The organism is Desulfovibrio sp. UIB00 (assembly GCF_022508225.1).
Classification (GTDB): domain Bacteria; phylum Desulfobacterota; class Desulfovibrionia; order Desulfovibrionales; family Desulfovibrionaceae; genus Desulfovibrio.
Map to the genome: position 1 here is coordinate 309657 of NZ_JAETXJ010000001.1, position 12238 is coordinate 321894.

At 55.7% G+C, this 12238-nt stretch carries 7 protein-coding genes and 1 tRNA gene; 6 read left to right on the forward strand and 2 right to left on the reverse strand.

From position 1 onward, the window contains the following. Positions 1-40: 40 nt before the first annotated feature. Entirely contained in the window at positions 41-2590 is a 2550-nt protein-coding gene (locus JMF94_RS01365; protein WP_240823429.1) for a transporter substrate-binding domain-containing protein, read from the reverse strand. Positions 2591-2952: 362 nt separating this feature from the next. Here JMF94_RS01365 and JMF94_RS01370 point away from each other — a divergent pair, with 362 nt between their 5' ends. The 3 genes from JMF94_RS01370 (at position 2953) to JMF94_RS01380 (ending at position 7561) form a co-directional block, all read left to right on the forward strand. Next, entirely contained in the window at positions 2953-5334 is a 2382-nt protein-coding gene (locus JMF94_RS01370; RefSeq protein WP_240823430.1) for a DUF2157 domain-containing protein, read from the forward strand. Next, positions 5327-5917, forward strand: a complete 591-nt coding sequence (locus JMF94_RS01375; RefSeq protein WP_240823431.1) for a GDYXXLXY domain-containing protein — start codon at positions 5327-5329, stop codon at positions 5915-5917. Before JMF94_RS01370 ends, JMF94_RS01375 begins: the two co-directional genes overlap by 8 nt. Positions 5918-6028: 111 nt before the next feature. Continuing rightward, on the forward strand, positions 6029-7561 hold the full coding sequence (locus tag JMF94_RS01380) for an RNA-directed DNA polymerase (RefSeq protein WP_240823432.1): 1533 nt from the start codon (positions 6029-6031) through the stop codon (positions 7559-7561). A gap of 85 nt (positions 7562-7646) precedes the next feature. Here the strand turns inward: JMF94_RS01380 and JMF94_RS01385 are convergent. Then, positions 7647-7723, reverse strand: a tRNA-Met gene (locus tag JMF94_RS01385). A gap of 412 nt (positions 7724-8135) precedes the next feature. Here JMF94_RS01385 and JMF94_RS01390 point away from each other — a divergent pair. The 3 genes from JMF94_RS01390 to ccsA all read left to right on the forward strand — a co-directional run bounded on the left by JMF94_RS01390 (position 8136) and on the right by ccsA (position 12224). After that, complete coding sequence (locus tag JMF94_RS01390; RefSeq protein WP_215646928.1) at positions 8136-9173, forward strand: hemolysin family protein; 1038 nt, start codon at positions 8136-8138, stop codon at positions 9171-9173. 498 nt (positions 9174-9671) lie between these two features. Next, the gene (locus JMF94_RS01395; protein ID WP_192113476.1) at positions 9672-10085 is read left to right on the forward strand and encodes a cytochrome c maturation protein CcmE; all 414 of its coding nucleotides are present in this window, start codon (positions 9672-9674) and stop codon (positions 10083-10085) included. Between the two features lie 222 nt (positions 10086-10307). Further along, on the forward strand, positions 10308-12224 hold the full coding sequence (ccsA, locus tag JMF94_RS01400; protein WP_240823433.1) for a cytochrome c biogenesis protein CcsA: 1917 nt from the start codon (positions 10308-10310) through the stop codon (positions 12222-12224). Positions 12225-12238 lie beyond the last annotated feature (14 nt).

Sequence of the window (12238 nt, forward strand, 5' to 3'; positions counted from 1 at the left end):
TGCCAGACAGCGCCAGCGGCGCTGCAATGTCTCAGAAATATTATGGATTGGTATCGTCAGGATGCAGCAGTTTTTTCACGGCTTCGGCCAGACTGTGCAGCTCCGCAGGTTTGTTCAGAAATGCCGCAATGCCAATGGCAGCGGCCTCGTCTTCACCAAAGGTATGGCTGTAGCCGGTACACAGGATGATGGGAACATCGGGCCGGATGTTCAGTATGGCGCGGGCGAGCTTGTCGCCGCACAGGCCCGGCATGCTGTAGTCGGTGATGACCAGATCGTATGCCTTGGGGCACTGGGCAAAGCGTTCCAGCGCGGCATTGCTTTCCGTCTCCACATGCACGGTATAGCCGAGACTTTCGAGAAACACGCGGAAGGTCTCCGCCAGTTCTCGTTCATCATCCACAAAGAGGATGGAGCCTGTGCCTGCGGGCATTTTTTGCGGCCCGGTCTTGGCTGGCTGGGCGTACTTTTGCTCACGCGCTGCGGGAATGTACACCCGGAACACAGAGCCGCGCCGCGCCTCGCTGGAAACCTGCACGCAGCCGCCCCAGGCCTTGACGATGCCCTGCACCACAGCCAGCCCCAGCCCCGTACCCTTTCCCGGCGTTTTGGTGGTAAAGAAGGGATCAAAAATGCGCTCGAGCACTTCTTTGCTCATGCCGCAGCCCGTGTCTGAAACGGTGAGGCACAAAAAACCGCGTTCGGATATTTTTGCGGCGCAGGGGGCTTCATTCGCCGTTTCTATGCCGATGGTCAGCACGCCGCCGCTGGTTTCCATGGCCTGGGCGGCATTGGTGCACAGGTTCATGAGCACCTGGTGCAACTGCGTGGGATCAGCTAGCACCGGAGGCTCCGGGTCGCCGATGCTGTAGTGGATGGAGATGGGCGCAGGCAAGGACGTTTGCAGGAACTTTGCGGTTTCCTTGATAATATGGCTGACGTGTACGAGCTGCACTTCCTGATTGCTGCGTTTGGTAAAGCTGAGAATCTGGCTCACAAGGTCGCGGCCCCGGTAGGCTGCGGCAAGAATGGCCTTGGTCTTGGATTCCAGCGTTGCATCGCCCTCCAGATGGAACAGTTCGATCATTTCGCCATTGGCAATGATGACGCCCAACAGGTTGTTGAAGTCGTGGGCAATGCCGCCTGCCAGAGTGCCAAGGGCCTCCATGCGCTGCACTCGCTGCAATTGCAGCTCTTTGTCGTGCAGGGAGATTTCTGCACGCTTGCGTTGCAGGGCTTCTTCAAAGGCAAAAAGTACCTGCGTCAGCCCGAGTATTTCCGTTGGGGTGTAATCCTTGCGGCGGCGTATTACCGTGATGCAGCGCAGAACAGCGGCGTCCTTTTGCTGCAAGGGCACGATCACCATGTGCAGGCCTTCGCTGGCAAGATGCGCGCGGGCAACATTGCCGGAGCGCAGTTCGCTGAGCTGGGCTTCCCCAAGCTGGATGGCGTCGCGCCCGCTGGTGTTTTTACCGTCCGGCTCGCCATCTTCGGGATAGACCGTCAGCAGGTGGTTGAGCGTGCCCTGGGGCTGCAACTGGGCCAGGGTGGCGTGTTCGCTGCCGGACATGACGCGGGCCTCCATGAGGCAGCGCAGCATAACCTCCTGCTCCGTATGGCAATCCAGCGACCCCAGCAGCACGGTGTTGATGGAGCGCAGGGTAAGGGTGCGCTGGTTGACCTGCCGCTTGAGGCTGCGGTTCCAGAACAGCACCAGCACAATGCTGCCAAACACAAGGCCAAATACGGCAAACACGCCCATCCAGAACGTGCGGCTCGCCCAGAAGGGGCGGTATTGAAGGGAAAGCCATTCCTCTTCAATAACCTGCCGTTCGTGGGGAAGAATCAGGGCAAGCCCCTTGCGTACGATGCTGCCGAGCATGGGCTCATCCTTGCGGGATGCTATGCGCAGATCTATGGAATAATTGGTAATGCCAGCTATGCGCAGGTTGCTGATGCGGGCATTGGCAATGTAGTGAGAGGCAAGGGCCATGTCGCAGATGAGGGCGTCCACATCGCCCACGGCCAGCGCGCGCAGGCCGCCGATATAGCCGCCGGTAACGGGAAGGATGGTGCGGCTCGTGCCGCTGTAATGCTCGTTGAGATATTTGGTGAAATGGTCGGAAACAGTCACGCCGATGCGCATGTCCACCAGTTTGTCCAGGGTGAGGTCGTCCGCGTATTCCTTACGGGATATGATGGCTGCGGGCACGCTGATGTAGGGCTGGGTGAAATCCAGATACTCCTGAAGCTCGGGGGTCATCTCCAGAGCCGCCACCATATCGACCTTGTGCGATTCAAGCGCCTTGAGCGCTTCTTCCCGGTTGCGAAAGCGGACAGGCACGAATTTCAGCCCGGTCTTTTCCGTAATAAGCCGGATGTAGTCTGCGCTCAGCCCCTGATAATGCCCGTTCATGTCGTAAATTTCGTAGGGGGGATAGTGCAGGCTTACGCCCACGCGCACGCCGTCCGGGTGTTCCTTGATCCAGCGGCGTTCTTCCATTGTGAGCGGCGTGTGTTCTGGCAGGAGCGAGCAGGCGGCGGTAAAAAGCAGCGCCAGTGCGCACAGTATGTGGGCTGTATATTTCATGAATTGGTGCCGCGTTGGGGCCAATAGAGTGGTTTACAAAAACGGTTTTACGCTGCGCAAGGGCAGGGCGCATGGCCTGCCCGCGCACTCGCGCTGTCTCAAGCTCCCAAGATTGGTACAGCTTGCGCTGAAAGGCAACCGTATAAAACCCGTTCACTATGATTTGTTGCCCGCGCCTGGGTGCCGCCGCTGAGCATGCGCGCTGCTTTACCTGCTGCCGCACGTGGCGGCAGAGTTGTATATCTCGCTATAATTACAGAGATATATTCCTGTTCTCCGTCAGAGGGTGTTTTGTTATGCTGGCATTACGCTGATAACCGTCATTGCTTTTCAAGCCCCTGCGCACTGTTAGGAAGCCGCCCATGAGTGAATTTGAAAATTCTGATCCTTCTGCAACGCCCAGTCATGCGCCAAATATTGCGCCAGACCTCGCCCCCGGTGGCGGAGTGTTGCCGCCGCTGACCAAGACCTCGCTCAACACCCTGTGCGATGCCGGGGTAATCAGCACTGTAGCATGGCAGCGGGCCGTGGAATTTTGCGGTTTCAGGCCGGACGGCAAGGCTTGGCTCGCCTACTGGCGGCAGATGTTTTTGCTGGGCGGGGCGCTGTTTTTTCTGGCGGGCGTGATCTGCTTCATTGCCTGGAACTGGGGAGCCATGACGCCCTTTGCGCGCATGGCGCTCACGGGTGCGCTGGTGACCGGGAGCGGCCTTGGGCCTGTGCTGCTGGGGCCGGATACGCGGCTGGGGCAGGTTTTGCTGCTGGCCTGCGGCATTGCAATGGGGCCGATGCTGGCGGTGTTTGGGCAGACCTACCAGACAGGGGCCGAGTTGTGGGAGCTGTTTCGGGTATGGACGGCGCTGCTGGTGCTGCTTGCGCTGGCGGGCAGGCAGGCCGGGTTGTGGTTTGCCGCGTGGATTTCGGCCAATATTTTTGCGGCGCTCTGGCTTGGGCGTAGCCTTTCATCGCCTCTTGATGCCTTGGGGCAGTTTTTTATGGTGCCGGAGTGGCTTGTTGCCATTGCCTGCGTCATTGCGTGCTGGGAGTGGATGGCCCGCAGGGCGGCAACCAGACTGCAACAGAATCTGGATGATGGCCCAGATAATGCCCCAGGCCAGAGCAAAGGCCAGAATGAAAGCCAAAGTAAAAACAAGGCCCATGCGCAGGCGTGGCTCTGCTCGCGCTGGATGCCCAGACTGCTCTTTTTTGACATGGTTTCCCGCACCACGTTTTTTTTGATTGCCACTATTTTTGACCTGTATTTCAGGGATGGGCAGATGCTCTGGCTTTCGCCCAATTTTGTTGTAGGTTTTGCCCTGGTCACGGCGGGTTTTTCGTGGTGGTGGTATCGCACCCGGCAACCCGACCTTTTTATGCTTGCGACCCTTCTGGCAGCGGGCGCGGCAGTGTTGCTTTCCATTCTGGCGGAAGCGGAGCTGTTTTTCAGCGCCGGAAGCATGGCAACCTTTTTGCTGTGGGGTTTGCTTGTCACCGGCGTGACTGCGGGGCTGGCAAAGATACTGCTGCACCTGCAGCGCAGCATGATAACGGCCCCCCGGCATGAGGCCGAAGCAGTGGCTATTTCCCCTTCAATCCTTGCCCGCGCCGCTGCCGGGAATAACTGGCAAACGCTGTGGGCGCACTTGCAGGCGGGCGATTTTGTGCCGCTCAATCAGCCCTTGTCTGACGCATTGGGCAGGCTGGGGGCGCAACCCTCCCCCTGGTATGTCAGGGGCATGCTGGCCTTTGGCGGATGGGTGGCGGCGGTTTTCTTCATCGCCTTTTTTGGATTTTTGCTTTTTGAGAGTCTGGGGATCAGCTCCAATGAGGAACTGACCGTTTTTGCGGCATCTGTGCCGGTGCTGCTTATGGGGCGGGTGCTGCTGGCAAGGCAGCAGTTGTTTGCCCGGCACTTTGGCTTTGCCTTGACCCTTGCGGGCACTGCCGGGGTTGGCATTGCCCTGTGCATGAGCATCAACCCCGAAGGCTTGGCCTGCTTCGCGTTGGCAGCGGCGTTTACTGTTCTCAGTATTTTCATGCGCAATGCTGGTTACTCGGGAATTATGGCTGTGGTGATTGGCAACTCTGTGGCGCTGGGGATTGCGTTCTCTTACGGGTATGCGCGCAATGGTTTTGCCGCCTCCGAAATAGGCGGCGCGGTGGAGCTGTTTTCGCTGTGGTGGGCGCTGGTTTGCGCGGGGCTGGCCTGCTATTGCCTGCGTGAACACATGTGGCGCGGCACGGCGCGTGGCAAAGTGGCGGAAGGGTGGTTTTACGGCTTTTACGCTTCCGTGCTGATTTTTGAGATGTTCACCCTTGCTCCGGCGTACAGCCTCGCCAGCGATATGGGTTTGCCCGGTCTGGCTACGGGATATTTGGGGCTTGCCCCGGCTCTGGCTGTGGCCGCGCTGGCATACTGGTTAGGCAAAGGGGCGGGCAGGACTGCCCGGCTGCTCACAATGGCGGGCATGCCCCTTGTGTTTGCGGTGTCGTGGTATCTGCCGGGGGCGGGGCTGGCCCTTTTGGGGCTAACGCTGGCAAGGCGGATGGGCAGCGTGGTTATGCAGGGCTTTGTGCTGGCGTATCTCTTCGCCTACATGGTTTTTTATTACTACAGTCTGGCTGTGCCGTTTTCCCAAAAATCCATCTATCTGATGGCAACAGGCCTTGGCTTGCTGGTACTGGCCCTGATTCTGCGGCTATGGCAGGCAAAAGCTGCGGCGCGGGAGGCAGCACATGCGTAAGCTCTATATTCTTGCAGTGCTGGTTTTGTTTTTGGGCGGCTACGCCCTTTCCGTATATCGCTTGGAAACCGTGCTGGCGGAGGGCAAAACAATCCTGCTGCCCCTTGCCCCGGTTGACCCGCGCGCGCCGCTCATGGGCGACTACATGGCCCTGCGCTATGTGGTGAACAACGATATTCGTAATGCACTGCGAAGGCAGAGCGCCGCACAGAGCGCGGGCCAAAAGGCTGCTCAAATGAATGCGGAAAACGGCGGAGGCACGGATGGCAGTGCCAGTTCCCCCACAGCGAGCGCAAACAGCCGCAATATAGATGATGAAAGCAGGAACGCGGAAGGCTTTGCCGTGCTGCGCATTACCAATGACCCGGTGCCGCACGCGGCATCATTTGTGCGGCTGGACGATGGTAGCCCCCTGCAAGCTGATGAATTTTTGCTGGCCTACAGGCTGCGCGGCTACGAAGTGCTCACCGCCGCCACGGCCTTCTATTTTCAGGAAGGAACCGCCCACCAGTACGCTGGCGCAAAGTTTGGGGTATTTAAGCTCGCGCCAGACGGCAAGACCCTGCTTGTGGGGTTGATGTGAGGTGGTGGTGGTGAACATTTTGTTGGTGATCTGTAACGCGGATAGAGACTTGGAAAATGCCAGCGGAAGCGATAGAAGAGGATAAAATTGTAACGTTGGTGAGGATGCGCCATGGGTAACATAGCCAAACTATGCGGATTTCCTTTTCTCAATAATGCGGATTACGTATTCCAAGGGCTACTTGCGCATGGTTTTTTTTCAGACAAAATTATTCCAATTTTTACTAGTGATAATTTTTACAAATTTGTCTTATCTGATGGAGCAACAGATTTCTGTTCTAATAATATAAACACAAAATATGGCTATATATCGCAACGTGCATTAAGCAATAAATCAAAAATTAGAAAATACTCAATCCCACACCCAAGAGCATATTTTACAATTTGTAAGCATATAAGAGATAATTGGGGTAAAATAAGTGCACTTATAAATAGGAGATGGGTCGGAGGTACTTGTAATTTAGGATGTGTACGAAAAATAAACAATTCAAATAAGATATTTGAGATGAATTATGCCTCGAGAACTAATTTTGCAGCTTTTGAATATCTTAATATATCAATTGGAAAGCGTTTTTTAGTAGAAACAGATATAGCAAATTTTTTTCCAGGAATATATACACATAGTATTGCATGGTCAATTGTTGGAAGAAAAAATGCTTTTAGAATGAAGAATAATAAGAAATGGTTTAACACGTTAGATTTTTATATAAGAAATTCTCAGAATGAAGAAAGTAATGGTATTCATATTGGTCCGCATTCATCAAATTTAATTTCAGATATCCTTCTGTCACAAGTGGATAATGCATTGTTGCAAAAAGGATTTGCATTTACTAGGTATATTGACGACTATAAATGCTATACAAAAACTAGAGACGAGGCGTCTCTATTTATTGTTACACTTGCAGATTTGCTAAATGAGCTGCGCCTTGGATTGAATGCGAATAAAACGACAATACGGGAACTCCCGTGTTGTATAAATAATTCTTGGGCAAGAGAGTTGCGTACATATAATTTTAAAAAAAGAAATCAGCAAAATAGAATATTGATTGATGATGGATCGATTCATGAAATGTCAGATTTTTTTGATTATGCGATATCTTTAGAAATACAGGAAAATAATGCAGCAGTTTTGAACTATGCAATAAAAATGCTTTTGGGTGCAAAAATGTCCCCAAAAGCGTCACAATATTTTCAAAAAAAAGCCGCGCATCTAATTTTTTTGTTTCCGTATTTAGCTCCGTTGCTTCCGAGTGTTCTTAAAGATTGTAATGATCATATATTTAATGAATGTATTGAATATATATTTTCAAATTCTCTAATCGCAAAAGAATGGTCATCAGCATCATATGCATTATTTACGGCCCTAAAATATAAAAAGAAAGTAGATATATTAATAAATTCTATGAATGAAATAATTTCATCTCAAGATTGTATTCTTATTATGGCTTTGTATTTATATAGCAAGGAGAACTCTGCACCCACCGGAAATTTGATTGACTTTGCAAAAGAGATCGTCTCCCTGGGGCTTGATGATGAATACTGGGTTTTTATTTATGAGCTCTTTAAAGAGAAAAAATTGACAAAAGTTAAATCAAATCAAGAATTCGGCGAATTACGAAAGGGAGGAGTGTCTTTCCTTGTCTAAAGTTCGCCAAGTCCTACCGCAGACTCTTACGTGCGAGCAATAAAAAAAGCCCTTACGGCTCGTCTCCGTAAGGGCTTGTATTATCTGGTTGCGGGGGCAGGATTTGAACCTACGACCTTCGGGTTATGAGCCCGACGAGCTACCGAGCTGCTCCACCCCGCGACACGTGCAGCGTTTCTCGCTGCGAGAACAGATATCTAAGCGCTTGGCCTCTGACTGTCAAGGAAATTTATAAATTTTTTTGAAAGAGCGTAATTTAAAAATGATTGTCAGGGCCTGAAACCCTTTGTTTGCGCAGTGATATTGCCTTTTACTTCTCAAAAATATTTTTGTTTTGAGTCGCATTTTTCAGTCAGCATAATCTCATTTGCCAGTTGCCGCAGTAACTGTCGTTCCTTTTTTCCATTCCATTTGCTGAGATTACGCCGGGGCTTGCTGGTCAGCATCCACATCCCCCCTCGCTCAACGCCCCGGCGATTGCAAACAGGGCCGCGCGGGGCTAAACTTCGGCTGTCAGCGCCGCCTTGCGTTTTGCAGGGCGACCCGCCGCATCAAATCTTTCGGATGTTTCGCCATGCTCACCCTTGTTCTGGCCGTTGTCATTGCTGTTGCCGTTTCCTTTACCTGTTCGTTGCTTGAGACGGTGCTGTATTCCCTTTCGTGGTCAACCATCGAGCGGCTGCGCAAGTCCGGCAGCAAGTCCGGCGAGCTGCTGTACGCCCTGCGCACCCAGGTGGACAAACCCATTGCCGCCATCCTTACGCTCAACACCATTGCCAACACCGCCGGGGCCACGGTAGCGGGCGCGGCCTTTCTGGCTGTGTACGGGCCGGAATACATGTCGATTTTTGCCGTGGGCTTTACGGTGCTGATTCTGACAATGGGCGAAATCCTGCCCAAGAATCTGGGCGTGACCAAGGCGGAGCCGCTCGGCGTAATGCTCGCCCGCCCGCTTGCCATCATGGTCAAGCTCATGTCGCCCCTGCTGTGGGTTACGAGCATGATAACCCGCCTTGTGTCCCCGCCGCCTGCTGGCCCGGTCATTTCTGAGGACGACATCCGCGCCGTCACCAGCCTTTCGCGTCAGGCGGGGCGCATCAAGCCCTATGAAGAAGCCTTTATCCGCAATGTGCTGGCGCTGGATCAAAAGCGCGTGCGCGAGATCATGACCCCCCGCACGGTGGTTTTTGAACTGCCGGACGACCTCACCGTGGAGCAGGCCTACACAGATCAGCGCACCTGGCATTTCAGCCGCATACCCGTGTACGGCGACAATAACGAAGACATCGTGGGCGTGGTGGAGCGCCGCACCCTGGGCCGCTGCATCAACGAGGGCCGCAAGGATGTGACCCTCAGCAAGATTATGCGCCCGGCGCACTTTATCCTTGAAAACCAGACGCTTGACGTGCTGCTGCACGATCTGCTCAAGGCCCGCGTGCATCTTTTTGTGGTGCTGGATGAATACGGTGGGCTTGCTGGCGTGGTGTCGCTGGAAGACGTGCTGGAAGAAATCCTCGGCAGCGAAATTGTGGACGAAAGCGATAATGTGGATGATCTGCGCGCGCTTGCGCGTCAACGGCGGCGCGAACTGAGCGTGAACCGACAGGGCTGATCTGCTGCCTTGTCCTGTGCTGCGCCCGCCATGTCCGGCTTGCAAAATCGGCGTGCCGCATTTTCGCGCCATTTGGAGCGGCTTGGGCAGCGAGGAATAATTGTATTATCCCTTGCGGCAGAAATCTTATTGCAGTAGTATGATAAGACGCAGGCCACATTCTGCCTTGCCTGTGTGCTTATGCGTGCGCTTGTGCGGATGCCGCTCGTGCTTGCCTGCTGATACAGTCGTGTGCGCCCGCACACAAAGCTTGCAGCAAGTGTGACCGCAATCACAGAACCCGCGCCCCAAGCTGCATTATACTTCTATTAAAAATAATTCCTATCTTGTCAGCAGGTGTAAAATAGCGTAAGGTTTTGAGCAATCAGGGCCGGGCGGCCCAGGGCAAAAGCCCCAGCCCGGCAGGTTCGGTCTGCGCGCCCCTGCGGCGCAACGGGCCGAAGGTCATGGCCCCTTTCGGGCAGCACCAAACATGACCCAATGTTTCAGGAGAAACGCATGGCCCGCAAAAAAAATACTGGCATCTACATAGCCGCGCTGCTGCTCTTTTTGGGCGGGGTGGGCTATCTTGCATATTCCGGCTTTTCTGAAAACAGCGTGTATTTTCTGAACGTGTCGGAAGCCAAGGCCGCAACGCCCGAAAAACTCGTGGCGGCGCGGCTTTTTGGTACTGTGGCCGAAGACGGCATTGAGAAGCACCGGGGCGCGCCCGGTGTGGATTTTCGCCTTGAAGACAAGGACAACGCCAGCCAGACCATCCAGATAAGCTACTCCGGCGCGGTGCCGGATACCTTCAAGGCTGGCGCGGAAGTTATTGTTGAAGGCGGCATGGGGCCGGAAGGCCGCTTTCAGGCCAAGACGCTCATGACCAAATGCCCCTCCAAATACCAGAAAGAGAACCGCAATAGCTGAGCCTGCTCAGCGGCATTGCCGTTTGGCGAGTGCGATTGGCCTTACTGGCCCTTCGCTCTGTCCATAGTTGCGGGCCATGCGGGCCACGGGCGCGGGCTTTCCCTGCAAAGATGGCCGGGTTTCAGTTCAGTGCGCAGAGCCGTAATCGGGCACCCGATGCCCAAACGATAGCAACGCCCCGCCCTGCGGCGGGCCGCCCCCTCAGCGGGATAAAGGAGTCTTATGTACGTTTTTGCCTTTGCCCTTCAACTGGTGGCCCTGCTGGCCGCACTTGGCGGCTGTGGTCTGGCCCTACTGCAACTGTGGCAAAACCGGGAAGACTCCCTCGCCGTGGTGGAAAAAGCCCACCTCGTTATCAGCGGCGCGCTCTTGCTGGCCTCGGCACTGCTGCTGCACGCCCTGTTCTGGAACGACTTCAGCGTGGCCTACGTTGCCAGCTATACTGACCGCGTGCTGCCCGTATTTTACCGCCTCACCGCCTTCTGGGCAGGGCAGCCCGGCTCCATGCTCTTCTGGGCGCTGGCAGTGGGCCTGAGCGGCAGCGCCTTTGCCCTCACGCGGGCTTACAGAAACCTCAGCCGCCCAACGCGTCTGTGGTACTGGAGCTTTTTTTACGTCATCATGGGCTTTTTTGCCCTTATCCTCACCAGCTGGAGCAATCCCTTTGTGCTGCAATCGCCTGTTCCGGCAGACGGCAACGGCCTGAACCCCCTGCTCCAGAATCCCGGCATGATCTTTCATCCGCCGCTGCTGTTCCTTGGTTACGGCGGCTTTGCCGTGCCTGCCTGTCTGGCGCTGGCCCAGTGTCTTTCGGGGCAGAGCAGCAGCGAGGGTTCGTGGTTCCGCCTTTCGCGGCCCTTCATCATTCTGGCGTGGCTCTTCCTTACGGCGGGCATCGTGCTTGGCGCATGGTGGGCCTACATGGAGCTTGGCTGGGGCGGCTACTGGGCATGGGACCCTGTGGAAAACGCCTCTCTGGTGCCCTGGCTTATCGCCACGGCTTCGCTGCATACCCTGATTGTTGAAGACCGCCGGGGCAAGCTTGGGCGCGTCAACGTTGCCATGATGGTGCTCACCACGGTTTCGGCCTTTTTTGCCACCTACCTTGTGCGCAGCGGCGTTATCGACTCCGTGCACGCCTTTGGCGACGGCAGCGTGGGGACGCCCCTGACCATCTTTGTGCTGGGCGGCCTTGTCATTGCCCTGTGGATTCCCTTTGCCACGCCCAAAACCGGCAAACCCCTTGCCGGGCTTGAAAGCCGCGAGGGCTTTCTGACCCTTGTGGCCTGGGTGCTGCTGGCGCTTGCCGTGATTATTCTGGTTGCCACCATGTGGCCTGTTATCAGCAAGTTGTGGTCCGCCGCGCCGCGCGGCCTTGACGCCCGCTTCTACAACCGCGTGTGCCTGCCCCTCGGCGCGCTGCTGGTGGTGATGATGGCTGCCTGTCCCTGGCTTGGCTGGGGCGGGGGCCTGCGCAACAAGAAGGGCTTTTTTGCCGTGATCGGCGCATTTGTGGTCAGCGCCGGGGTTATCTGGGCGCTGGGCTACCATCAGCCCACGGCCCTGCTGGGCGCTTCCGCCGCTGTGGCTATTGTGCTTGGGGCCGTCATGCTGCTGGCAGACAAGGCCAACCGCTCGCAGCCTGTCACCCTCGGGGCGTTGGGCGCGCACATCGGCATGGCGCTGGTTGCCATCGGCATTTCCTTTTCCGGCCCGTACACCACTGACCGCGAAATGATCCTCGCCAAGGGCGAAAGCAGCACCGTGGGCAGCTATACCGCCACCTTGCTCGAACTGGGCGAGGGCCGCCGCGTTGACCATGAATTCATCGCCGCCCGGCTGGAAATCTTCAAGGACGGCAAATCCATCGGCATCGTCGCGCCGGAGCGCCGCCTGTACGACAAGTTCGGCACCATGCAGTTCTCCGAAGTGGACGTGATCCCCGGCCTTGGCAACGAAATCTACGCCTCCCTGCTGGGGCTGGATGAAAGTTCCAGGGTTGTGGTCAAGGTCAGCGTGGAACCGCTGGTCAACTGGCTGTGGATCGGCGGCACCATCATGTGCCTTGTGCCGCTCGCCGGGCTGCGCCGCCGCAAGAATTCCGCGCCGGAGTCGGACAGCGAGAACAGCGCGGCCTAGCCGCAGGAGGCCCT

What these genes read in the sequence shown, in the direction of transcription:
- JMF94_RS01395 (WP_192113476.1), top strand. Translation starts at nt 9,672, where the DNA reads ATGGCCCGCAAAAAAAATACTGGCATCTACATAGCCGCGCTGCTGCTC.
- ccsA (WP_240823433.1), top strand. Translation starts at nt 10,308, where the DNA reads ATGTACGTTTTTGCCTTTGCCCTTCAACTGGTGGCCCTGCTGGCCGCA.
- JMF94_RS01390 (WP_215646928.1), top strand. Translation starts at nt 8,136, where the DNA reads ATGCTCACCCTTGTTCTGGCCGTTGTCATTGCTGTTGCCGTTTCCTTT.
- JMF94_RS01365 (WP_240823429.1), bottom strand. Translation starts at nt 2,590, where the DNA reads ATGAAATATACAGCCCACATACTGTGCGCACTGGCGCTGCTTTTTACC.
- JMF94_RS01370 (WP_240823430.1), top strand. Translation starts at nt 2,953, where the DNA reads ATGAGTGAATTTGAAAATTCTGATCCTTCTGCAACGCCCAGTCATGCG.
- JMF94_RS01380 (WP_240823432.1), top strand. Translation starts at nt 6,029, where the DNA reads ATGGGTAACATAGCCAAACTATGCGGATTTCCTTTTCTCAATAATGCG.
- JMF94_RS01375 (WP_240823431.1), top strand. Translation starts at nt 5,327, where the DNA reads ATGCGTAAGCTCTATATTCTTGCAGTGCTGGTTTTGTTTTTGGGCGGC.